Source organism: Streptomyces sp. NPDC111802 (assembly GCF_055634335.1).
In genome coordinates this window covers 129,423-151,910 of record NZ_JBVKCZ010000023.1, presented here as the reverse complement: position 1 = coordinate 151,910, position 22,488 = coordinate 129,423, and the positions used below count along the sequence as shown (strand labels likewise).

Below are 22,488 nucleotides of genomic sequence, written 5' to 3'. Positions count from 1 at the left end.
GGGCATCCGCGCGTCGGCGCGGGAGAATGGCTGACATGAGCCCCCTCTTTCGTCGCACCACGGCCAAGTCCCCGCAGGACCGGCTCGTCACTCTCATCGGCAAACCGGACTGTCATCTGTGTGATGACGCACAGGCCACCGTCGAGAGGGTGTGTGCCGAACTGGGGGTCCCATGGGAACTCAAGGACATCAACCAGGACCCCCAACTCCACGACCAGTACTGGGAACAGATCCCCGTCGTCCTCGTCGACGGCACCCAGCACACCTTCTGGCGCGTGAACGAGGATCGCCTCCGCAAAGCACTGACCGGGTAGTCCAAAGTCCTCCGGGAACGGCTTAGGATCGACGGCGACTTGGTCTCGGGGGCGGGAATCGTTGAGGAGAGTGTGCGGTTTTGCCCCCAAGAGTTGAGGAACGGTGGTGCGTATGCGCCGGTTCCATACCCGTGCGCCGGGCGTGCGTGAGCCCGGTCACGTTGGGCGGGCAAATCGGACACCATCTTTGTGCACGCGTTCACAAAGACATAGCCTGCATTCGACGGGGCGGTCATGTAGGGACGTGTGACCGCCTACAGCCCCGCTCTACCCGCAGGAGCACCGTGGCAACTGGCCGAACTCACCGACCGGCGACCCGCAGCCGAGGGATTCCCGAGGCCACCGTCGCCCGGCTTCCGCTGTACCTCCGAGCCCTGACCGCGTTGTCGGAGCGCTCGGTACCCACGGTCTCCTCCGAGGAGCTCGCGGCCGCGGCGGGGGTCAACTCCGCCAAGCTGCGCAAGGACTTCTCGTACCTCGGGTCGTACGGCACGAGGGGTGTCGGCTATGACGTCGAGTATCTCGTCTACCAGATCTCCCGCGAACTCGGCCTGACCCAGGACTGGCCGGTTGTGATCGTCGGTATCGGTAACCTGGGCGCCGCCCTCGCCAACTACGGCGGGTTCGCCTCCCGCGGTTTCCGGGTGGCCGCGCTCATCGACGCCGACCCGTCCATGGCGGGCAAGCCCGTCGCGGGGATTCCGGTGCAGCACACCGATGAGCTGGAAAAGATCATCGACGACAACGGCGTGTCCATCGGCGTCATCGCCACACCCGCCGGCGCCGCCCAGCAGGTCTGTGACCGGCTCGTGGCCGCCGGGGTCACCTCCATCCTGAACTTCGCGCCGACCGTGCTGTCCGTCCCGGACGGCGTCGACGTGCGCAAGGTGGACCTGTCCATCGAGCTGCAGATCCTCGCCTTCCACGAGCAGCGCAAGGCCGGCGAGGAGGCCCACACGGCCCACGCGGCCCACACGGACGGCGCCGGACCGGCCGCCGTCACTCGCGAGTCCGACGAATCCGCCGACCAGGGGCCCGACGGGGACGTACCCGCCGTGATGCCGGCATGAGTCTCCTCGTCGTGGGGCTGAGCCACCGCAGCGCCCCGGTCAGCGTCCTGGAGCGCGCGACGCTGGGCGTGGACGCCCAGATCAAGCTGCTGCAGGACACGGTCGCCGCCGAGCCGGCCACCGAGGCCGCCGTGCTGGCCACCTGCAACCGCATCGAGCTGTACGCCGACGTGGACAAGTTCCACGCCGGTGTCGCGGAGCTGTCCACGCTGCTCGCCCAGCACAGCGGGGTGGGGCTCGACGAGCTCACGCCGTATCTCTACGTCCACTACGAGGACCGGGCCGTCCACCATCTGTTCTCGGTGGCCTGCGGGCTCGACTCCATGGTCGTGGGCGAGGGGCAGATCCTCGGACAGATCAAGGACTCCCTCGCCAAGGCGCAGGAGCTGCACAGCGCCGGACGGCTGCTGAACGACCTGTTCCAGCAGGCCCTGCGCGTCGGCAAGCGCGCCCACTCCGAGACCGGTATCGACCGTGCCGGGCAGTCCCTGGTCACCTTCGGCCTGGAGCAGCTGTCCGAGGGGACGGATGTCACGGCGTGGGCCCGGGGCAAGAAGGCCCTGGTCATCGGCGCCGGTTCGATGTCCTCGCTGGCCGCCGCCACGCTCGCGCGTGCCGGTGTCGCCGAGATCGTCGTCGCCAACCGCACCCACGACCGCGCCGAGCGTCTCGCGGAGATCCTCACCGAGGCCGACGACACGGACGTGCTGGCCCGCGCGGTACCGATGGATTCGGTGCCGGTCGAGCTGACACGTGCCGACATCGCCGTCTCCTGCACCGGCGCGACCGGCCTCGTCCTCGCGGCCGAGGAGGTCGCGGCCGCGGTGGAGGGCCGTACCGGTCAGCCGTTCGGCTTCGACGAGGCCGCGATCGGCGGTCGTACGGCTGACAGGGCGCCCGCCCCCAGGGCGCACGCCGACGGCACCGACGTACGGCAGACCCCGCTGCCGCCGACCAGCGTCGGCACCGACGAGAACTGCCCGCTGGACGTCGCCGCCGTGCAGGGAGGTTTCTCCGTGCTCGGCGAGGCCGCCGTCGCCGGTATGGACGCGGCCACCCTGGAGCAGCACGCGGCGTGGGCCGCGGGCAGCGCCGTCGACCGGCGTGAGGCCGCCCGGCGCAGCCCCGAGGCCGATGCCGAGCTGATCACCGCGCTCGCCGCGACCGTGGCCACCGTCGGCCGCATCCCCGAGCGCCGCAGGCCCGAGCCCGTCGCCGGGGTGCCGCGGCCCGCGCCGGCGCTCTCGCTCCTCGACCTCGCCATGCCGCGCGACATCGACGCGGCCGTGCACCGGCTGGCCGGGGTGCGACTGGTCGACATCGAGTCGCTGGCGGAAGCCTCCGCCGACGCTCCGATGGCCGCCGACGTCGACCAGGTCCGCCGTATCGTCGCCGACGAGGTCGCGGCCTTCGGCGCGGCGCAGCGGGCCGCGCACATCACGCCCACCGTCGTCGCGCTGCGCGCGATGGCCGCCGATGTCGTGGCGAACGAGATCGCGCGCCTGGAGGGCCGTCTGCCGGGCCTCGACGACAAGCACCGCGGCGAGATCACGCAGACCGTCAAGCGCGTGGTCGACAAGCTGCTGCACGCGCCGACCGTGCGGGTCAAGCAGCTGGCGGCCGAGCCGGGCGGCGCGGGGTACGCGGATGCCCTGAGGACCCTGTTCGACCTCGACCAGGAGACGGTGGCCTCCGTCTCGCGCGCCGAGGACAGCACCGAGAAGGACCGAGGCCCACGATGACTCAGCAGGCACTACGGCTCGGGACCAGGCGCAGCAGGCTCGCCATGGCCCAGTCCGGGCAGGTCGCCGACGCGGTGAGCCAGGTGACCGGACGGCCCGTCGAGCTCGTCGAGATCACCACGTACGGCGATGTCTCGCGCGAGGCACTCGCGCAGATCGGCGGCACGGGCGTGTTCGTCACCGCCCTGCGCGACGCGCTCCTCAAGGGCGAGGTCGACTTCGCGGTGCACTCGCTCAAGGACCTGCCGACCGCGCAGCCCGAGGAGCTGGCCCTGGCGGCCGTCCCCGAGCGCGAGGACCCGCGCGATGTGATCGTCGCCCAGGACGCCCTGAAGCTCACCGACCTGCCGCGCGGCGCGCGCATCGGTACCGGTTCGCCGCGCCGGATGGCGCAGCTGAACGCGTACGCGCGCAGCCACGGGCTGGACTTCGAGACGGTCGCGATCCGCGGGAACGTGGACACGCGGATCCGGTACGTGCGCGACGGCGAGCTTGACGCGGTGGTGCTGGCCGCGGCCGGTCTGAGCCGTATCGGCCGCCTCGACGAGGTGACCGACTTCCTGTCGGTCGACACTGTTTTGCCCGCCCCCGGCCAGGGGGCACTGGCGATCGAGTGCACCGCGGACAACGCGGACCTGATCGCCGCGCTCGGCGAGCTCGACGACCCGTTCACACGGATCGCCGTGACCGCCGAGCGCTCACTGCTCGCCGCCCTGGAGGCCGGTTGCAGCGCACCTGTGGGTGCGTTGGCCGACCTTCTGGCCGACGGGCAGATTGTCAAGGAAATGCGCCTGCGCGGCGTCGTCGGCACGACCGACGGCTCGCGGATGGTGCAGCTGTCCACCACCGGTCCCGTGCCCGAGACGCACGACCAAGCGCTGGCGCTCGGTCGCGAACTCGCTACCGAGATGCTTGCCCAGGGCGCGGCCGGTCTGATGGGGGAGCGAGCACAGTGAGCCCCACCACCCTTCCCGCCGGCCTTGAACACGGGCACGTCACCTTCCTCGGTGCCGGACCCGGGGATCCGGGGCTGCTGACTCTCCGCGCCGTCGAGGCGCTGGCGAACGCCGACGTACTCGTCGCCGAGCACGAGGTGCTCGACGTGGTGCGCAAGCACGCCAGAACCGGCGTAGCCGAAGTGCACACGGACACGGGCCCCCCTGGGGACACCGGTCCCGGCACAGGCACGCCTCAGCTAGCGGTTGTTGACGGCGCGTCAACGACCGCTGGGCTACCCGCGGTGCGGGATGCCGCACATCTTGTCATGGAGGCCGCGCGCAGCGGCAGGCGGGTCGTGCGTGCGGTGTCCGGGGATCCCGGGCTCGACACGTACGCCACCGGGGAGATGCTGGCGTGCGCCGCGGCGGGCGTGCCGTTCGAGGTCGTGCCGGGTGTCGCCGCCGCCGTGGGCGTGCCCGCGTATGCCGGGGTGCCGCTGCGGGACGCGCAGGGCACGGACGTGCGGTTCGTGGACGCGCGCACGGCGTCCGACCGTTGCTGGACCGAGGTCGGGGCGTCCGACGGGACCGTGGTCGTGTCGACGACGCTGGACTCCGTGGGCGCGGCTGCCGGTGAGCTGGTCTCGGCGGGGCGCAAGCCCGATACGCCGATGACGGTCACGGTCGCCGGTACGACGACGCGTCAGCGGACGTGGACCGCGACGCTGGGGACGGTCGCCCAGACCCTGAAGCAGGCCAAGGTGCTGCCCTCGCCGGAGGGCGGGCGGCCGGTGATAGCCGTGGTCGGTGAGCGTTCTGCCGCTGCTCAGCGGGATCAGCTGTCGTGGTTCGAGTCCAAGCCGCTCTTCGGGTGGCGGGTGCTCGTGCCGCGTACGAAGGAGCAGGCGGCTTCGCTCTCCGACCAGCTGCGGTCGTACGGGGCCGTGCCGCACGAGGTGCCGACGATCGCCGTCGAGCCGCCGCGGACGCCTCAGCAGATGGAGCGGGCGGTCAAGGGGCTTGTCACCGGGCGGTACGAGTGGATCGCCTTCACCTCGGTGAACGCGGTCAAGGCCGTGCGGGAGAAGTTCGAGGAGTACGGGCTCGACGCCCGTGCGTTCGCCGGGATCAAGGTCGCGGCGGTGGGGGAGCAGACGGCGAAGGCGCTGATCGCGTTCGGTGTGAAGCCGGACCTGGTGCCGAGCGGGGAGCAGTCGGCCGCCGGGCTGTTGGAGGACTGGCCCCCTTACGACCCGGTCTTCGACCCGATCGACCGTGTGTTCCTGCCGCGGGCCGACATCGCCACGGAGACCCTGGTGGCCGGGCTGATCGAGCTGGGCTGGGAGGTCGACGACGTCACGGCCTATCGGACCGTGCGGGCCTCGCCGCCGCCGGCGGAGACTCGGGAGGCGATCAAGGGGGGTGGCTTCGATGCCGTTCTCTTCACCTCGTCGTCGACTGTGCGGAATCTGGTGGGGATCGCCGGTAAGCCGCACAACGTGACGGTGATCGCCTGTATCGGGCCTGCCACGGCGAAGACTGCCGAGGAGCATGGGCTTCGGGTGGACGTGATGGCTCCCGAGCCGTCCGTGCACAAGCTGGCCGAGGCGCTTGCCGACTTCGGTCTGCGGCGGAGGGCCGCGGCGCTTGAGGCGGGGGATCCGGTGACTCGGCCGAGCGAGCGGCGGCCGGGGGCCCGGCGGCGGCGGTCCACGACGTAGGTGTTCGTTCGGTGGGGGTGGGTGCGGCCGGGAGGTTTCTCGCCCCGGCCGCCCTACCCACGTCCTCAAACGCCGGACGGGCTATGCGCCGACCGTGTGGCCGAAGCGGAGCAGGTTGGACGGGTCGTACGTCGCCTTGTCCTGGCGTAGGCGGGCGTAGACCTCGGGGGTCCAGGCTCGGGCGCGGTCGGTGTCGTTGCCCGGGGTGCCGTGGATATTGACCATCGTGAGGCCGGTGCCGTAGGGGGACATCGCGGCGTACAGGGACGCTGTGGCCCGCTCTATGGCCTCGGCTGCCGGTGGGGCGGCCAGGACGCCCACCGTTTCCAGGATGTACTCCGCGTCGCGGGCGCAGATCGCGTCGTCCACGCGGGCGGGGCGGGAGAGGGCGCCTCCCATGTGACGGATCTCCACCATGAGCAGCGGGTGGTCGGGGACCTCGGGGCCCGCCTCGGCCAAGAAGGTGCGGATGACCTCGGGGGTGAGGTCGCGCAGCAGGGCGCATGCCTCGCGGGCGGGCAACGGGTCCTGGGGCTCCACGTGGATGCGGTCCAGAGCCGCGTACGGCATCTCCTCCACCGTGTCGACCGCCACCGGCGCGGCCGCGCGGATCGGCGCCAGCAGGCGCTCGCCCTCGGTCGGGTCCCCGGGCCAGGCGATCGCGACACGGGCCCAGAAGCCGCCGCGCAGGGGTTCGGGGATCTCCGGGATGGGCGGCAGCCGCAGCAGCGTGAAGGCGCTGCACATCTCGTCGGGAATCGTCCGTGTCCAGTCGGCCCAGGCGCGCAGCAGGGGCTCGGTGTGCTCGCCGGGGCAGTAGACACCGCCGCCCAGGATCGTGGCCAGGGGGAGGAGTTCGCACGTCATGGAGGTGACCACGCCTACGTTGCCCTTGCCGCCGCGCAGCGCCCAGAACAGTTCCGGCTCGTGGTCGACGTCGCACTCGCTGAGCGTGCCGTCGGGCGTGGCGACCTGGAACGAGCGGACCAGGTCGGCCGCGTAGCCGTAGGCCCTGCCCATGACGGGGAGCCCGCCGCCCAGCGTGTAGCCGATGGCGCCCGCGTCCGTGGACGTGCCGGCGAGCGCGGCGAGTCCGTCGGGTGCGGCCGCGTCCAGGACGTGCCGCCACTTCGCGCCGGCCGCGACGGTGGCCAGGCGCTCGGCCGGGTCGATCCGTACGTCGGTCATCCGGGCCGTGTTGATCAGCAGACCGTGGTCTATCGGGAAGTTCGCGCCGTGGCCCGTCGCCTGGACCGCGACCGGTGTACCGGTGGCCGTCGCCCAGCGCAGTGCCGCGACGATGTCGTCGGCGCCCGTCGCGCCCACGACCACGTCGGGGGTGTGCAGCGCGGCCAGGTTGAAGCCGGTGACCTCGTCGGCGTAGCCGTCGTCGCCGGGGTGCAGGACCGGGCCGTGGACCTGGGAGAGGGCGAAGAGGTCGGGGGTGTTGCGGTGGGTGGCGGTCATCGTGGCCTCCGTGGTGGTGCGTGGACGGAGGGTGGGGTGGGGAGTTCGGGGGCTGTCCGTTCCCTTTCGTCCAGGATGGACCCGGGAACGTGGGCGCCGCATGCCGGGGCTCCGTCCCGACTCGTCGTCGGCAAAGGTGCTGCCGGGGCGGGCGTAGCGTAGTGGCATGACGACGTACGGATCCTTCCCCGGTACTCGGCCGCGGCGTCTGCGGACCAGCCCCGTCATGCGGCGCATGGTCGCCGAGACGCGGCTGCACCCGGCCGACTTCATCCTCCCGGCCTTCGTGCGTGAGGGCGCCGCCGAGCCGGTGCCGATCGCCGCCATGCCGGGTGTCGTCCAGCACACGCGGGACAGTCTGAAGAAGGCCGCCGCGGAGGCGGTGGCGGCCGGGATCTCCGGGATCATGCTGTTCGGCGTGCCCGAGGAGGAGAAGAAGGACGCCCTCGGGACGCCAGGGACCGATCCCGACGGGATTCTCCAGGTCGCCCTGCGGGATGTGCGCGCCGAGGTGGGCGACGATCTCCTCGTCATGTCCGACCTGTGCCTCGACGAGACCACCGATCACGGGCACTGCGGCGTGCTGGACGCCGAGGGGCGCGTCGACAACGACGCCACCCTTGAGCGGTACGCCGAGATGGCGCAGGTCCAGGCCGACGCCGGGGCCCATGTCGTGGGGCCCAGCGGGATGATGGACGGGCAGATCGGCGTCGTCCGTGACGCGCTCGACCAGATCGGGCGCGAGGACGTCGCCATCCTCGCCTACACCGTCAAGTACGCCTCCGCCTTCTACGGGCCCTTCCGGGAGGCCGTCGCCTCGTCGCTGAAGGGTGACCGCAAGACGTATCAGCAGGACCCGGCGAACGCGCGGGAGTCGCTGCGCGAGCTCGCCCTCGATCTGGCGGAGGGCGCCGACATGGTGATGGTCAAGCCGGCCGGGCCCTACCTCGACATCCTGGCGCGGGTCGCCGACGCGGTGGATGTGCCGGTGGCCGCCTACCAGATCTCCGGCGAGTACTCGATGATCGAGGCCGCCGCCGAGAAGGGCTGGATCGACCGGGACCGGGCGATCCTGGAATCGCTGACCGGGATCAAGCGGGCGGGTGCGCGCAACATCCTCACCTACTGGGCGACGGAGGTCGCGCAGCTGCTCGGCCGCCAGTGACGGTCGCGGCGAGCCGGCGTACGGGGGCGGTCACCGTCCCTCGGACGCCGGCGGTGTCGTGGGCGGCGTGGCGGTGGGGCTGGTCGGGGTCGACGGGCCCTCGTCGCGCAGGCCGTGGCCGTCCTCGCACGCGGTGAGCGTGAGCGCGGCGACTGCCACCAGCGTGGCGGCGAGCAGCCGGGCGCGGGGGCGACGGGCGGGGGGTGCGGACGCCGACATGGGGTGGCCCTCTCCTTGGCTGGGGGTTGGGGTCGGTGCCCAGCCTGCGCGATCATCCGTCCTGCCCGCCACCGTCGACGGTGAATTCGGGACGCCTGAGCCGTGGGACGGCCGCTGACCTGCGGGGATGCCAGGTTCCGGCGGCTCGGCGTGGGACGGCCCGCGGCGCTGGGGGCGGGGTGCCGCTCCCTGTGTGCGGGGTGTTCGCCCGTGCGGGACATCCTCGCTGTCACCGCCCGGCCCGAGGTGATCAACTTCGCGGGCGGGCTGCCGAGTTCCGGGACGCGGAACGTCGGCGCCGCCTCGCGCACGCGCCGCTTCAGCTGTGGGTCCTCCAGGCCCACGACCAGGTGAAGGACGACTGGGCGGAGGGTGTGGCGGTCAGTCCCACCAGAAGTGCCAGGCAGGCTGGTTGAGGAGCTGGTGTTCGGCGTATGCGGTGAGAGAAGGGTCGCTGCCCTGCCAGATGTTGTCCGGGCAGAACGCGAAGTGCTCGGCGGCCAGAGCCTCCGCCTCGGCAGGGGTGCTGGGCGGTGCGGCGACGGACACCAGGAGGGTGTCGAAGCCGAGGGCCACGACCCGTATGCCGAACCGGTCCTCCCAGGAGCGGAGGACCGCGGACAGCCGGCCGGTGTCGTTCTCGTGGTTGGCCGGGCCCATCCAGCCGATCGCCGTGGGGATGTCCGCGCTGCGGCGGGCCGGGACCAGGGCGAGACGGGGCTCCTTCAGGGGGCCATGGCCGTCGAGGAGGGAGTCCACGATGTCGGAGGCGACGGATTCGGGGTCCGTGGTGTCGTCGGCGCGTTCGGTGCCCGCCAGACCGGGCCAGTCCTCGTCCTCCTGCGCGCACTCGTCCCAGAACTCCTCCAGCACCTCCTCGGGGTCGTGATTCCCGGGGTACGACATCTCGCCCGGCATCAACTCCCACTGCTCCGGCCCGCCGTGACCGGCGCCGACGTCGAGGACGACCGGGAGCAGGCCGACGGCCGGTGCCGTCCGCCGCAGCGCGGCCCAGCCGCCGGGAGCCGACCGGTCGTCCGCCAGCCACAGCAGCGGCTCGTGCCACGGCCCGTCATCCGTCGTGTCGACCAGTGCGCCGGGCGGGAGTTGCAGACCGAGGGACGCGAGCCTCGGCAGAGGGTTCGGAAGTGTCGCCATGCCCGTGACTGTAGGGGCAGCCGCTGACAACGCGCCTCACCTGCCCACACGGCTGTCGAAACACTCCTCGCCGCCGCCCGCGGCCGGGTGGAAGCAGGCCCGGACGACGGCTCCCGGGCCGGCGGCCGTCATAGGGGTGTAGACGTAGGAGTCCGCGTCGACGCCGTCCTTGATCCGAGCGCTGCGGACGCCACCGGACGCCGACATCTCCAGCCGGTCGCCCACCCGCGTCCCCCACATCCGGGCCCAACTCGTCCCGCACTCCTGGCTGTAGCGCAGTTCCAGCGAGGCGCCGGTGGCGGTCCGATAGGAGGCGAGGGTCTCCGGCGCGCCGGCGCACTTCATGTGCATCGGGCTCTTCCCCTCGCAGACCTCTCCCTGGCAGCGCGGCCCGGTCGCGGACGGGGGCGGTGACAGCGAGGCACGCGGTTCGCCGTCCGGGTGCGGGAGGAGGAGGACCACCGCGGCGATGCCTCCGACGACTACGGCTGATGCGGACGCCAGCACCGCGACGAGGGTCGCGCTGCGGTGGGCGGTGCCGCCGCTGTCGCAGGTGCTCCCGGCGGGCGTGGTCTCCGCACGCGGAGGCGGCTGCCTCACCACCCCCGACCGCCCGCTTCCCTCCGATTCCGCGATCTCCCACAGGGCCAGACAGCGCCCCTCCGGCTCCCCGGCCAGCCGGCACAGCTCCTGCACCGCGTCGCGCGAAGGGAGCGTCCTGCCGTTGAGATAGCGGTCCCAGGACGACTTGCTGAACGCGGTCTTCGCCGCGAGCCCGGCCAGGCTCAGACCGGTGCGCCCCTTCAAATCCCTCAGCACGGCGGCCAGTCGGGTCCGTTCCGGCGACGGTGTAGTCATCGCCGTAGGGCCTTCCAGGTGTGCGGCCCGACGATGCCGTCCACGACCAGTCCCGCCCGCCGCTGCTCCCGCTTGACCGCGTCCTCCGTGACCGGGCCGAAGATCCCGTCGATGCCGCCCGGCGAGATGCCCGCCCGGCGCAGCAGACACTGCGCCTCGGCCACCTCGGGGCCCGCGTGGCCGTTCGCCAGGATCGCGCCCCGGGTGGGGCTGATGCCCGCGTACCAGCGGCCGTCGATCCGCTCGAGCCGGCAGGTGTACGGGGGCGCCGGCCGCGAGGGCGCCGAGGCTGCCGACGGGGCGGTCGCGGCGAGGGGAGTCGTGGGTTGCTCGTGTTCCTCGCCGCTCATCCGTACGGCGCTCATCCGTACGACGAGGAGGACGGCCGTGGACAGGGCCAGCACCAGGGCGATCGACCCTGCCACCAGTGCGACGTGCAGCGAACGGCCCGTCGAGCGCGTCCCGTTGGCGTCGGTGACCTCGGTGATCTCGGTGACCTCGGTGGCTTCGGCCGAAAGGATCTCCGGCTCGGTCGGCTCGGTCGGCGCGGGCGTCTCGGCGCGTCTGCTCCCCCACGCCTCCGTGGCGACCTCGTGCAATGCCAGTAGGCGGGTCGGATCCTCGTCGAGCGCCCGGGCCAGCGCCTCGACGGCCTCCCGGGGCGGCAGCGAGCGGCCGCCCAGATATCGTTCCCACGACTTCTGGCTGTAACCGGTCCTCGCCGCCAGCCGCCGCAGGCTCAGCCCGCTGTGGTCCTTCAGCCGGCGTAACCGCACCACCAACTGCCGTACGCGCGGGTCGAGTTCCGCGGGCAGCGCTGCCCAACGCGACATGTTCCCCCCATTCGCGTTCACGGTCCGGGCACGCGGTCCGTGGTCAGCGGCCCCCATGCCTCGGCTGCATTCTGCATCAGCATCCACGTCCCACACCGGGAGCGGGTTCGCGTACCGGTACGAAATCGGCCAACCGCTCGGTGCGGGCGTCCCGCCGTGCCGTCACGCCGCGTCAGGTTTCAGCAGGTCAGTGGACGGGACGTCCCGCGGTGACGTCACTTGCGCGGCAACTGTGGCAAGCCTCGCCGCCGGCCCCGCACTCTCGTTTCGCCAGCCCGGCGGCAGCGGCCGCCGCCCGAGTCAGAGCGAGAGGGAAACGCATGCGACCGAATGTCTGGACGAGGACCCTCGTCAGCGTCAGTGCCGTCATCGGCCTTGCCGCCGGAAGCCTCGCCACCGCGGGAACCAGCTTCGCGGCACCGGACACGCAGCCGGCCGTGAGCTCCGAGGTCTCCGTCCTCGCGGTGAACAACCTCGGCCTGACGGCCGCCGAGGCCAAGAAGGTCCAGGGCTGGCTGAAGCAGTACTGGGGCTACACCGGCGCGATCGACGGGCAGCTCGGCACCAACAGCTGGAAGGCGTTCCAGCGCTGCCTCAAGGAGTACTGGGGCTACACCGGTGCCATCGACGGCATCGTCGGATCGGGCACCATCAAGGCGCTGCAGCGGCTGCTCCAGCACTACGGCTACACCGGCGCGATCGACGGGATCGCCGGCTCGGGCACCAGGGCCGCGTTCAAGAACTTCGCCAACAGCCGTTAGTCGCACAGCCGTTCCGTACCAGGACAGCGGCCCGTCCTCTCCCTCAGGGAGACGACGGGCCGCGCGTCTGCTTTCGGACGTTTATCGGACGGTCAGAGGCGCTCAGGCGTCCGGATGCCCAGCAGGGCCATGCCCTGGTGCAACGTCCGGGCCGTCACGTCGCACAGGAACAGACGGTTCGCCACCTGCTCGGGCGTCTCCGCCTTCAGCACCGGGCACTTGTCGTAGAACGACGTGTACAGCGACGCCAGCTGGTACAGATACGCCGCCAGCTTGTGCGGGGCGTACTCCGCGGCCGCCTCGAAGACCGTGTCGCCGAACGCGTCCAGGTGCAGACCGAGCGCCCGCTCCGCCGGAGCGAGTTCGAGCTCGGGATGCGCGGCCGGCTTCGTCTCACCCGCCTTGCGCAGGATCGACTGGATCCGGGCGTACGCGTACTGGAGATAGACGGACGTGTCGCCGTTCAGCGACACCATCTGGTCCAGGTCGAACTTGTAGTCCCGGCTCGGCGACGTCGACAGGTCCGCGTACTTCACGGCGCCGATGCCGACCTGCGCGGCCCGCTCCCGGATCTCGTCCTCGGTGAGGTCCTGCGCCTTCTCCCGGACGACCTCCGCGGCCCGCTGCACAGCCTCGTCCAGCAGGTCCTCAAGGCGTACGGTCTCGCCCTCACGCGTCTTGAACGGCTTGCCGTCCGCGCCCAGCACCGTGCCGTAGCCCATGTTGTGCGCGGTGACGCTGTCGCGCAGCCAGCCGGCCCGCCGGGCCGTCTCGAAGACCATCTTGAAGTGCAGGGACTGCCGTACGTCCACGACGTAGAGCAGCGTCGTCGCGTGCAGGTCGAAGACGCGGTTGCGGATCGCGGTCAGGTCGGAGGCGGCGTAGCCGAAGCCGCCGTCCGCCTTCTGCACGATCAGCGGCACCGGCTGGTCGTCCTTGCCGCGGATCTCGTCGAAGAAGACGACGAGCGCGCCCTCGGAGCGCACCGCGACCCCCATCTCCTCCAGGAGGCGGACGGTCTCGGGCATGCCCTCGTTGTACGCGGACTCGCCGACGATCTCCTCGTCGCGGATCTCCATGTCCAGCTTCTCGAAGACCGAGTAGAAGTAGACCTTCGACTCGTCCACGAACTGCTGCCACAGCTCGAGCGTCTCCTTGTCACCGGACTGCAGCGCGACGACCCGCTTGCGGGCCCGCTCCTTGAACTCCTCGTCCGAGTCGAAGAACGCACGCGACGCCTTGTACACCCGGTTCAGGTTGCTCATCGCCTGCTCGCCGTCGACGTCGGCCGCGGGGGCCAGCTCGCCGGGGTGCTCGAACAGGTACTGGATGAGCATGCCGAACTGGGTGCCCCAGTCGCCGATGTGGTGCCGGCCGATCGTCTTCTCGCCGGTGAAGTCGAGCATGCCGCGCAGGGCGTCGCCGATGACCGCGGAGCGGAGATGGCCGACGTGCATTTCCTTGGCGACGTTCGGCTGGGCGTAGTCGACGACGGTGATGCCGGGGGTGTCCTTGCGGGGGACGCCGAGGCGTTCGGTGTCCGCGTAGCGCGCCGCGAGGTTCTGCGTGATCGCCTTGTCGGAGACCTTGATGTTCAGGAAGCCGGGGCCGGAGACCTCGATGTCCGCGAGGAGATCACCGGTGGTGATCTTCTCGACGACCTGGGCGGCCAGCTCCCGGGGGTTCGACTTCGCCTTCTTCGCGAGGGCCAGGATCCCGTTGGCCTGGTAGTCGGCCCGGTCGCTGCGTCGCAGCAGCGGGTCCGCGTCCGCGGTCTCCGGCAGGGTGGCCGAGAGGGCGTTCGCGAGGCGCTGGTGGACTTGATCGGTGAGCGACGTGACCGAAGCCATGGGGTGGGAGCCGTTCTCCTCGGGGGATCAGATAGACACGGTCAGTATCCCACGGGGTCGCAAAGGGGTTTTTCCGTCTCGTTGCCGGGAGCGGGCCGGTCCCTGATAAGGCGTTTTCATTGTTGCCGTGCTAGCTGGGACAATGAGGACGCCAGCCGTGGACCGTACGGCTGCCCTGGAGAAAGAAGGACGTGCCGATCGTGGCTCAGAGCACCGAGACCACCGACTGGGTCTCCCGTTTCGCGGATGAGGTCATCGAGGAGTCGGAGCGTCGGGCCCCGGGCAAACCGGTCGTCGTCGCTTCGGGACTCTCCCCCTCCGGACCCATCCACCTCGGCAACCTGCGCGAGGTCATGACCCCGCACCTGGTCGCCGACGAGATCCGGCGGCGCGGGTACCAGGTCCGGCACCTGATCTCCTGGGACGACTACGACCGGTACCGCAAGGTGCCCGAGGGCATCGCCGGGGTCGACAAGGAGGCCTGGAAGGAGCACATCGGCAAGCCGCTGACCTCCGTCCCGGCCCCCAAGGGCTCGGCGTACCCGAACTGGGCCGAGCACTTCAAGGCCGCCATGGTCGAGGCGCTCGCCGAGCTGGGCGTGGAGTTCGACGGGATCAGCCAGACCGCGCAGTACACCTCCGGCGTCTACCGCGAGCAGATCCTGCACGCCATGAAGCACCGCGGCGACATCGACGCCGTGCTCGCGCAGTACCGCACCAAGCAGAAGGCGGGCGCCAAGAAGTCGCAGAAGCCCGTCGACGAGGCCGAGCTGGAGGCCGCCGAGGGATCGGGGGCGGCCGGTGAGGACGACGGCAGCTCCGGCTCCGCCGGGTACTTCCCGTACAAGCCCTACTGCGGCAACTGCGAGAAGGACCTCACGACCGTCACCTCGTACATCGACGACACCACCGAGCTGTCGTACACCTGCAACGAGTGCGGCTTCGCCGAGACCGTCCGGCTCAACGAGTTCAACCGCGGCAAGCTGGTCTGGAAGGTCGACTGGCCCATGCGGTGGGCCTACGAGGGTGTCGTCTTCGAGCCGAGCGGTGTCGACCACTCGTCGCCGGGTTCGAGCTTCCAGGTCGGTGGGCAGATCGTCGGGATCTTCGGCGGCAAGCAGCCGATCGGGCCCATGTACGCCTTCGTGGGGATCTCCGGGATGGCGAAGATGTCGTCCTCGCGGGGCGGGGTGCCCACTCCCGCCGACGCGCTGAAGATCATGGAGCCGCAGCTGCTGCGCTGGCTCTACGCCCGGCGTCGCCCCAACCAGTCCTTCAAGATCGCCTTCGACCAGGAGATCCAGCGGCTCTACGACGAGTGGGACAAGCTGGACGCGAAGGTGGCCGACGGGTCCGCGCTGCCGGCCGATGTCGCCGCGCACTCCCGTGCCGTGCGTACGGCCGCCGGTGAACTGCCGCGCACGCCCCGGCCGCTGCCGTACCGGACCCTCGCGTCCGTCGCCGACATCACCGCCGGGCACGCGGACCAGGCGCTGCGCATCCTCTCCGAGCTGGACCCGGAGAACCCGCTGGCCACGCTGGACGAGGCCCGTCCCCGGTACGACAAGGCCGAGGCGTGGATCAACACGCAGGTGCCCGCCGACCAGCGGACCATCGTGCGCGACGAGCCCGACGCCGAGCTGCTGAAGTCCCTCGACGAGGCGTCCCAGCGGTCGCTGCGGCTGCTGCTCGACGGTCTCGCCGAGCACTGGTCGCTGGACGGGCTGACCCACCTCGTGTACGGCGTGCCCAAGGTGCAGGCCGGGTTCTCCGCGGACGCCACGCCCAAGGAACTGCCGGCCGAGATCAAGACGGCTCAGCGGGCGTTCTTCGCGCTGCTGTACCACCTGCTGGTGGGGCGGGACACGGGGCCGCGGCTGCCCACGCTGCTGCTGGCCGTCGGGCAGGAGCGGGTGCGGGTTCTGCTCGGGGAGTAACGCCGCGGTTCGTTGAGAAGGGGCCCTCGTCGAAGGGCCCCTTTCTCATGCTTCTCATGCTTCTTACTTCTTATGCGATGTGGTCTTCTTCCAGCTCCGTGTTGAAGCGGGCCTGGAAGCGTTCCGTGAGGTTCTTCAGCTCACTGACGCTCAGGGTCGAGCCGTACGTCGCCTGGATGTTGTCCCCGAGGACGCGGGGCGTGGGAAAGCTGCCGTCGATCGACTGGCGGAAGACCTGGTAGTAGTCCTCCTCGGTCGGCTCCGCGGGCTCCGGGGGGCCGCCGCCCTCGCCGAGCTGGCGGGTGCGGTTGCCGGTCACCGGGATCGGGAAGGTGCCGGTGTCCTCCGGGGAGGGTTCCTGGACGGGCGGTTCCTCCTGGAACTGCTCCTGGTACTGCTCGGCCTGGAGCTGCTCCTGGTACCACTGCTCGTAGTGGTCCTGGGGGTTGTACTGCGGGTTGTAGCTGCCCTGGTACTCGACCTGGCGGGGGGTGTTGAACCAGTCCTGCAGGTATTGCTGCTGCTCGGTGTCCAGGGTGCCGACCGGCTCGGGGAGCCGCTCGCCGGGAGGTGCCGCCCGCTGCGGGACGGGCGCCGCCGCTGCGGCACGACCGCCGGCAGCCGGGGCGGCCACCGCCCGATCGGGTACGTCCGCCGCAGGCGCCGCGTCCAGCGCCTGCTTGGGCACCGGCGGCAGCAGCGCCGGCTCGATTCCCGCCGCCGCCAACCCCGCCGGAGCCGTGTCCGCCAGGGGGACGCCGTATCTCGCCAGACGCAGCGGCATCAGCGACTCCACCGGGGCCTTGCGGCGCCAGGCGCGGCCGAAGCGGGAGCGCAGGCGGGCCTGGTACACCAGACGCTCCTGCTCCAGCTTGATGACCTGCTCGTAGGAGCGGAGCTCCCACAGCTTCATGCGGCGCCACAGGAGGAAGGTCGGGAGCGGGGAGAGGAGCCAGCGCGTGAGGCGGACGCCCTCCATGTGCTTGTCGGCCGTGATGTCCGCTATTCGGCCTATCGCGTGGCGGGCGGCCTCGACCGCCACCACGAACAGGATCGGGATTACGGCGTGCATACCGACGCCCAGCGGATCCGGCCAGGCCGCCGCGCCGTTGAAGGCGATCGTCGCGGCCGTCAGCAGCCAGGCCGTCTGGCGCAGAAGCGGGAACGGGATGCGTATCCACGTCAGGAGAAGGTCGAGGGCCAGCAGGACACAGATGCCCGCGTCGATGCCTATCGGGAAGACATAACTGAAGTTCCCGAAGCCCTTTTGGATGGCCAGCTCTCGGACGGCCGCGTAGGAACCGGCGAAGCCGATGCCGGCGATGATCACGGCGCCGAACACGACCACACCGATGAGAACGCGGTGCATCCGAGTCAGCTGCGGTGGCCCGGCCACTCGTACTCCCCTCCCCTTGCGTGTTGTTGCGCGCAACAGGGTGGCACATCCGTACGGCGTACGTTCTCCCGGTACGGAGCGAGCCCGGCCCCAGGACGGGCCGGGCTCACCCAAAGGACGTGGCTGAGCTGCGAGTTGTGACTCGGCGGTGGGCCGGGTGTGACAGTCAGCTCTTCTTTGCCGCTGACTTGGACGGGGAGCTGGACGCCGCCTTCGACGGGCTCTTCGAAGGAGACTGCGACGCCGGCTTCGAGGGGGCGCTGCTCGGCGTGCCCCCGTCGCCGCCGCCGCCGTTCGCCTTCGCCACCGCGGCCACGACCTCCTTGGCCGCCTTCCGCGCGAGCTTGTCCAGGCTGTCCGCGCTCGGGGCCTTGTCGCCGGCGAGACCTGCGCCGTTGTAGTCGAGCGTGACGACGACGTTCTCGACCCGGGCCACGACCGTCTCCTGCCTGAAGGAGCCCTCCTTCTTCTTCAGGTCGTAGCGCACCGCCGTCGCCTCGTCGCCCACCTCGGCGACCTGCTCCGACTTGGTGTTCTTCGCGCCGGACACCGACTTGGCGTCCTGCAGCTGCGTCTCGTAGTACTCCCGCGCCAGTTCGTCGCCCGACCCGCGGGTGACGTCGGACTCGAAGCGCAGCAGGGAGACGTTGAGCCAGCGGAACTGCGAGCCCTTCACACCGTTGTTGTCCAGGCTGCTCCAGGAGCAGGAGCCGCGCGTCGTCGCGTCGTCCGAAGAGCCCGTCCTGCCGGACTTGGCCTCCGGGACCAGGTCCTCCAGCGTCTTCTTCGCCAGCACCTTGCACGGCTCGGGAAGCGACTTGTACGCGGCCGCCTGCACCGTCGGCGACGGGCTCCCCGACGGCGACGCCGAGGTCGTCGTGCCGCTGTCGGCGGCCTTCTCCTCCGAGCCGGAGTCCGAGGAGCACCCCGCGGCGACCAGCATCACGGGGACGACTGCCGCGCAGACAAGGGCGCGGCGCAGGCCCCTCGCCCGCCGCTCGCGCTGGTCACTCCGGTCACGCTGGACTCGCTCTACTGCTCGCTGCATGGTTCCTTCACTCATGGCTGACACTCGTGGTTCCTGCGTTCGGATCGGGTCCGAGGGGCCACGGTACGCGGTGAAGAAGCTGTGTGGTCTCGTTTCGGTTACGTCGCACAAGGGCGTGGAGGAGTGAAAGCCAGGCGCTAGTCCCCGAGCGCGTCCGCCAGTTGTGCGGCCAGTTTCTGGGCCCTGTCCTGCATTTCCTCGCTGTCCGGGACCGTGCCGACGGTGGCCGGCTGCTCCTCGTACTCGATCGTCACGATCACGTTGGACGTGCGGAACGCCACAGTCACCGTGCGCTGCTGGGCCGTCGACCCCGAGCTGCTGAGCGCGTCGTCGATGAAGGCCTCGTCGCCGAGGTCGTCCAGGACGCGGGGCTGGAGTTCGGCCGGGGTCAAGCCGTCTGCGGAGGCGGACGGGGAGGTGGAGGCGGAGGGGGAGCCGGAGGTGGAGTTGGAGCCGGAGGTGGGGGACGAAACGGACGGGGACGCGGAGTTCGAGGGCGAGGAGGACGGTGAGCCGCTGGAGCCGGCGGACTCCGGGCTCTCGTCGTCGCCGGTCTCGGTACTCGTCGGCACGGGCAGGTCCGCCGCCTCCTGCCGGGTCGCGAAGAGCTGCTCCGCCTCGCTGTCGTCGCTGACCGCGCCGGCGTACGACACGACCCGCTCGAAGTCGATGAAGAGATGGTCGGTGGCGTCGGCCGACTCGACCTTCCAACGGCAGCCGACCTTGCGGTCGGTGTCATAGGTGAGCGTCGGTGTGCCCTCGTAGGCGTTCTCGCGCTGCTCGGCGTCCGTGATCTCCCGGATGCCCGGCAGCAGCGAGTCGAGCGTCTCCTCCCCGGCCACGCCGCACGGTTCGGGCAACGTGCGGTAGCGGCCCGGCTCGGCCGTCGCGGCCGCCGTACCGGAGTCGCCGGGGTTGGAGTCGTCGGCCGTGCCGCTGTTGTCGGAGCTGCCGGTGCAGCCGGCCAGCAGCGCCGCGAGGAGCGCGGCGACGCCGGATACGTAGGCCTTCCGCTGCACGGTCAGGCTCCTCTCGACGGTGGGGGGTGTGGTCGGTCGGTTGCCGGTCTTCAGTGTCCCCGCTGGTTATTCGCTTGCCGCGCGGGGGCGCCCACTGGAGACAATGTCTATCGCACGCACAGCCGTGGACGCCGGTCCGTTGTCCCTTTTCGTCGACCTTGGCGCCGGTTTTGCGATTTCAGACTTGTATGTGATTTCCGGGGGAAAGAGGACGATATGTCGTACGTGGAAATGCCGGGCGCGAAGGTTCCCATCCGTATGTGGACCGACCCGGCGACGGTCGAGGACGTGGCCCTGCAGCAGCTGCGGAACGTCGCGACGCTGCCGTGGATCAAGGGCCTGGCGGTCATGCCGGACGTCCACTACGGGAAGGGCGCGACGGTCGGGTCCGTCATCGCCATGCGGGGGGCTGTGTGTCCCGCGGCGGTCGGGGTGGACATCGGGTGCGGGATGTCGGCGGTGAAGACGTCCCTCACGGCCAATGATCTGCCGGGGGATCTGTCTCGGCTGCGGTCGAAGATCGAGCAGGCGATTCCGGTGGGGCGGGGGATGCATGACAGTCCTGTGGAGCCGGGGCGGTTCCATGGGCTGCCGACCGCCGGGTGGGACGACTTTTGGGCACGGTTCGACGGGGTCGCGGAGGCCGTGAAGTTCCGTCAGGGACGGGCAAGTGCGCAAATGGGGACACTCGGTGGGGGAAACCACTTCTGGGAATTTTGCCTCGATTCGGACAATGCGGTCTGGATTATGTTGCACTCCGGCTCTCGCAACATCGGTAAGGAACTGGCGGAGCATCACATCGGAGTTGCTCAGAAGCTGTCGCACAATCAGGGGCTGGTGGATCGCGACCTGGCCGTCTTTGTCGCGGACACCCCGCAGATGGCCGCGTACCGGCACGACCTGTTCTGGGCTCAGGAGTACGCGAAGTACAACCGCGCCATCATGATGGCGATCTCCAAGGAGGTGATCCGCCGTGAGTTCAAGAAGGCGAAGGTCACGTTCGAGCCGGAGATCTCCTGCCACCACAACTACGTGGCGGAGGAGCGGTACGAGGGCATGGACCTACTGGTCACCCGCAAGGGCGCAATCCGCGCGGGTTCCGGTGAGTACGGAATCATCCCCGGCTCGATGGGAACGGGTTCGTACATCGTGAAGGGCCTGGGGAACGAGAAGGCCTTCAACTCGGCCTCGCACGGGGCAGGTCGGCGCATGAGCCGGAACGCGGCGAAGCGGCGGTTCTCGACGAAGGACCTGGAGGAGCAGACGCGGGGCGTGGAGTGCCGTAAGGACTCCGGTGTCGTGGACGAGATTCCGGGTGCGTACAAGCCGATCGAGCAGGTCATCGATCAGCAGCGGGACCTCGTCGAGGTCGTGGCGAAGCTGAAGCAGGTCATCTGTGTAAAGGGCTGAAGGTGAGGGGCGTGGCAACGGTGCGCCGCGCCCCTCACTAATCACTTCGGTGCGTGCGTCACCGCGTAGATCATCACGAACGCCACGATGTGGATGCCGAACAGGAAGTAGCCGAGCCACCACCACATCTGGCGTTCGTTGTGCGGGTCCTTCCGGTCCGGGGTCACAGCTCTCGGTGCACCTTGGTGTTGGACGCCTGGGCGCGGGGGCGGACGACCAGGAGGTCGATGTTGACGTGGCTGGGGCGGGTGACCGCCCAGGTGATGGTGTCGGCCACGTCGTCGGCCGTAAGGGGCTCCGCCACGCCCTGGTAGACCTTGGCCGCCTTCTCCTCGTCGCCGCCGAAGCGGGTCAGGGCGAACTCGTCGGTCCGGACCATGCCGGGGGCGACCTCGATGACGCGGACCGGGCGGCCGACGATCTCCAGGCGGAGGGTCTCGGCGAGGACGTGGGCGCCGTGCTTGGCGGCGACATAGCCCGCGCCGCCCTCGTAGGTGGCGTGGCCGGCGGTGGAGGAGACCACGACCACCGTGCCGTCGCCGCTCGCCTCCAGCCTGGGGAGCAGGGCCTGGGTGAGGTTCAGGGTGCCGATGACGTTCGTCTCGTACATCGCGCGCCAGTCGGCCGGGTCGCCGGTCGCGACCGGGTCGGCGCCGAGCGCGCCGCCGGCGTTGTTGACGAGGACGCCGATCGCCTTGAAGGCCGTAGCGAACTCGTCGACCGCGGCGCGGTCCGTCACGTCGAGCTGGTAGGCCGCCGCCGAGTGGCCGGCCGCGTTGATCTCCTCGGCGAGTGCCTCGATGCGGTCCTTGCGGCGGGCGGTCAGGACGACCCGGTAGCCGGCCGCGGCGAGCTGCCGGGCCGTGGCGGCGCCGATTCCGCTGCTCGCACCGGTGATGACGGCGATGCGGGAGGCGGCGGACGGTGCGGCGGTGGCCATGGCTGCTCCTCGTGCGTGGTCGAGTCCAGAGACTGTCCGGCCAGGATAGGCGGGCGGTGCGGTGGGACAATGAGATGGGTGATCCCCGATCAGGAGGTGGATCATGGGACAGGCACGTGAGGTCATGGACCGGCTCACCGCAGCGATCACCACGGCGGACTCCGGGACCCTCGCCGAGCTCTACGCACAGGACGCGGTCGCCGTCACCCCCGACGGCGGGGAGCTCCACGGGCGGGACGACATCACCGAGTACTGGCGGCAGATGACGCAGGCGGTCCCGCACGGCACATACGAGTCGGTGCACGCGTACGAGGTCGGCGACACCGCCATCGACGAGGGCTTCTTCAGCGGCCGCAATACCGGGCCGATCCAGTTGCCCGACGGTCGCACACTGCCCCCGACGCAGAAGGAGATCAGGATCCGCGGGGTGGACTTCGCCACCGTCGACGAGAACGGGCAGATCGTCGACTACCGGCTCTACTTCGACGAGATGGACTTCCTGGCGCAGCTCGGACTGCTGCCCGACGAGCCGGCCTGAGCGCCGCACGATCCATTCGGCTCTCATACGGGTCTCATACGGTTCTTCGTGTCACCTGTTGGACGGCGCCTGTTGGCCGCTTCGCGTGGGATACATGCGTACGA

General features: G+C 70.5%; 21 protein-coding genes. 10 read left to right on the top strand and 11 right to left on the bottom strand.

Annotation, left to right across the window (positions count from 1 at the left end; all coding sequences use genetic code 11):
* Positions 1–35: 35 nt before the first annotated feature.
* From ACZ7NC_RS25330 to ACZ7NC_RS25310, 5 genes are all read left to right on the top strand, one after another.
* The gene (locus tag ACZ7NC_RS25330) at positions 36–314 is read left to right on the top strand and encodes a glutaredoxin family protein (RefSeq protein ID WP_471491464.1); all 279 of its coding nucleotides are present in this window, start codon (positions 36–38) and stop codon (positions 312–314) included.
* A 284-nt stretch (positions 315–598) separates the two neighbouring features.
* Positions 599–1,384 (top strand): redox-sensing transcriptional repressor Rex, encoded by a 786-nt coding sequence (locus ACZ7NC_RS25325; protein WP_471491462.1) that lies wholly within the window; start codon positions 599–601, stop codon positions 1,382–1,384.
* Positions 1,381–3,126: a glutamyl-tRNA reductase gene (locus ACZ7NC_RS25320; protein ID WP_471491460.1), complete on the top strand. Its 1,746-nt coding sequence runs from the start codon at positions 1,381–1,383 to the stop codon at positions 3,124–3,126. The genes ACZ7NC_RS25325 and ACZ7NC_RS25320 overlap by 4 nt, the downstream gene beginning before the upstream one ends.
* Positions 3,123–4,082, top strand: a complete 960-nt coding sequence (hemC, locus tag ACZ7NC_RS25315) for a hydroxymethylbilane synthase (protein ID WP_471491459.1) — start codon at positions 3,123–3,125, stop codon at positions 4,080–4,082. Before ACZ7NC_RS25320 ends, hemC begins: the two co-directional genes overlap by 4 nt.
* Positions 4,079–5,785 carry a bifunctional uroporphyrinogen-III C-methyltransferase/uroporphyrinogen-III synthase gene (locus tag ACZ7NC_RS25310; protein WP_471491457.1) on the top strand — a complete coding sequence of 569 codons (1,707 nt, stop codon included), beginning with the start codon at positions 4,079–4,081 and terminating at the stop codon, positions 5,783–5,785. The genes hemC and ACZ7NC_RS25310 overlap by 4 nt, the downstream gene beginning before the upstream one ends.
* Before the next feature lie 81 nt (positions 5,786–5,866).
* Here the strand turns inward: ACZ7NC_RS25310 and ACZ7NC_RS25305 are convergent, their stop codons facing one another.
* Positions 5,867–7,252 carry an FAD-binding oxidoreductase gene (locus ACZ7NC_RS25305; protein WP_471491455.1) on the bottom strand — a complete coding sequence of 462 codons (1,386 nt, stop codon included), beginning with the start codon at positions 7,250–7,252 and terminating at the stop codon, positions 5,867–5,869.
* A gap of 166 nt (positions 7,253–7,418) precedes the next feature.
* On the opposite strand from ACZ7NC_RS25305, the gene hemB reads away from it, so the two are divergent.
* A complete protein-coding gene (hemB, locus tag ACZ7NC_RS25300; RefSeq protein WP_471491453.1) occupies positions 7,419–8,417 on the top strand; it encodes a porphobilinogen synthase in 999 nt (332 codons plus the stop codon).
* Positions 8,418–8,447: 30 nt separating this feature from the next.
* Here the strand turns inward: hemB and ACZ7NC_RS25295 are convergent, their stop codons facing one another.
* The 4 genes from ACZ7NC_RS25295 to ACZ7NC_RS25280 all read right to left on the bottom strand — a co-directional run bounded on the left by ACZ7NC_RS25295 (position 8,448) and on the right by ACZ7NC_RS25280 (position 11,485).
* Positions 8,448–8,636 carry a hypothetical protein gene (locus tag ACZ7NC_RS25295; RefSeq protein ID WP_471491452.1) on the bottom strand — a complete coding sequence of 63 codons (189 nt, stop codon included), beginning with the start codon at positions 8,634–8,636 and terminating at the stop codon, positions 8,448–8,450.
* A gap of 381 nt (positions 8,637–9,017) precedes the next feature.
* Positions 9,018–9,794, bottom strand: a complete 777-nt coding sequence (locus ACZ7NC_RS25290; protein WP_471491451.1) for a DUF4253 domain-containing protein — start codon at positions 9,792–9,794, stop codon at positions 9,018–9,020.
* Between the two features lie 36 nt (positions 9,795–9,830).
* Positions 9,831–10,652, bottom strand: a complete 822-nt coding sequence (locus tag ACZ7NC_RS25285) for a helix-turn-helix domain-containing protein (RefSeq protein WP_471491449.1) — start codon at positions 10,650–10,652, stop codon at positions 9,831–9,833.
* Positions 10,649–11,485 (bottom strand): peptidoglycan-binding protein, encoded by an 837-nt coding sequence (locus ACZ7NC_RS25280; RefSeq protein ID WP_471491448.1) that lies wholly within the window; start codon positions 11,483–11,485, stop codon positions 10,649–10,651. The genes ACZ7NC_RS25285 and ACZ7NC_RS25280 overlap by 4 nt, the downstream gene beginning before the upstream one ends.
* Before the next feature lie 320 nt (positions 11,486–11,805).
* Here ACZ7NC_RS25280 and ACZ7NC_RS25275 point away from each other — a divergent pair, with 320 nt between their 5' ends.
* A complete protein-coding gene (locus ACZ7NC_RS25275; protein ID WP_383610391.1) occupies positions 11,806–12,246 on the top strand; it encodes a peptidoglycan-binding domain-containing protein in 441 nt (146 codons plus the stop codon).
* 92 nt (positions 12,247–12,338) lie between these two features.
* On the opposite strand, the gene argS is transcribed toward ACZ7NC_RS25275, so the two are convergent.
* Positions 12,339–14,096: an arginine--tRNA ligase gene (argS, locus tag ACZ7NC_RS25270; RefSeq protein WP_471491447.1), complete on the bottom strand. Its 1,758-nt coding sequence runs from the start codon at positions 14,094–14,096 to the stop codon at positions 12,339–12,341.
* A 191-nt stretch (positions 14,097–14,287) separates the two neighbouring features.
* Here argS and lysS point away from each other — a divergent pair, with 191 nt between their 5' ends.
* Positions 14,288–16,033, top strand: a complete 1,746-nt coding sequence (gene lysS, locus ACZ7NC_RS25265) for a lysine--tRNA ligase (RefSeq protein WP_471491445.1) — start codon at positions 14,288–14,290, stop codon at positions 16,031–16,033.
* A 70-nt stretch (positions 16,034–16,103) separates the two neighbouring features.
* On the opposite strand, the gene ACZ7NC_RS25260 is transcribed toward lysS, so the two are convergent.
* From ACZ7NC_RS25260 to ACZ7NC_RS25250, 3 genes are all read right to left on the bottom strand, one after another.
* Positions 16,104–17,402, bottom strand: coding sequence for a DUF2637 domain-containing protein (locus ACZ7NC_RS25260; protein WP_471491444.1), 1,299 nt, complete (start codon positions 17,400–17,402; stop codon positions 16,104–16,106).
* A gap of 193 nt (positions 17,403–17,595) precedes the next feature.
* Positions 17,596–18,477 (bottom strand): DUF3558 family protein, encoded by an 882-nt coding sequence (locus ACZ7NC_RS25255; protein WP_471491442.1) that lies wholly within the window; start codon positions 18,475–18,477, stop codon positions 17,596–17,598.
* Positions 18,478–18,614: 137 nt separating this feature from the next.
* On the bottom strand, positions 18,615–19,496 hold the full coding sequence (locus ACZ7NC_RS25250) for a DUF3558 domain-containing protein (protein WP_471491440.1): 882 nt from the start codon (positions 19,494–19,496) through the stop codon (positions 18,615–18,617).
* Between the two features lie 216 nt (positions 19,497–19,712).
* On the opposite strand from ACZ7NC_RS25250, the gene ACZ7NC_RS25245 reads away from it, so the two are divergent.
* Positions 19,713–20,906, top strand: coding sequence for an RtcB family protein (locus ACZ7NC_RS25245; RefSeq protein ID WP_471491438.1), 1,194 nt, complete (start codon positions 19,713–19,715; stop codon positions 20,904–20,906).
* A gap of 41 nt (positions 20,907–20,947) precedes the next feature.
* Here ACZ7NC_RS25245 and ACZ7NC_RS25240 read toward each other — a convergent pair whose 3' ends face one another.
* Together ACZ7NC_RS25240 and ACZ7NC_RS25235 are read right to left on the bottom strand one after the other, a co-directional pair.
* Positions 20,948–21,073: a hypothetical protein gene (locus ACZ7NC_RS25240; RefSeq protein WP_389449662.1), complete on the bottom strand. Its 126-nt coding sequence runs from the start codon at positions 21,071–21,073 to the stop codon at positions 20,948–20,950.
* Positions 21,070–21,846, bottom strand: coding sequence for an SDR family NAD(P)-dependent oxidoreductase (locus tag ACZ7NC_RS25235; RefSeq protein WP_471491436.1), 777 nt, complete (start codon positions 21,844–21,846; stop codon positions 21,070–21,072). The genes ACZ7NC_RS25240 and ACZ7NC_RS25235 overlap by 4 nt, the downstream gene beginning before the upstream one ends.
* Before the next feature lie 103 nt (positions 21,847–21,949).
* Here ACZ7NC_RS25235 and ACZ7NC_RS25230 point away from each other — a divergent pair, with 103 nt between their 5' ends.
* The gene (locus ACZ7NC_RS25230; protein ID WP_471491435.1) at positions 21,950–22,384 is read left to right on the top strand and encodes an ester cyclase; all 435 of its coding nucleotides are present in this window, start codon (positions 21,950–21,952) and stop codon (positions 22,382–22,384) included.
* Positions 22,385–22,488 lie beyond the last annotated feature (104 nt).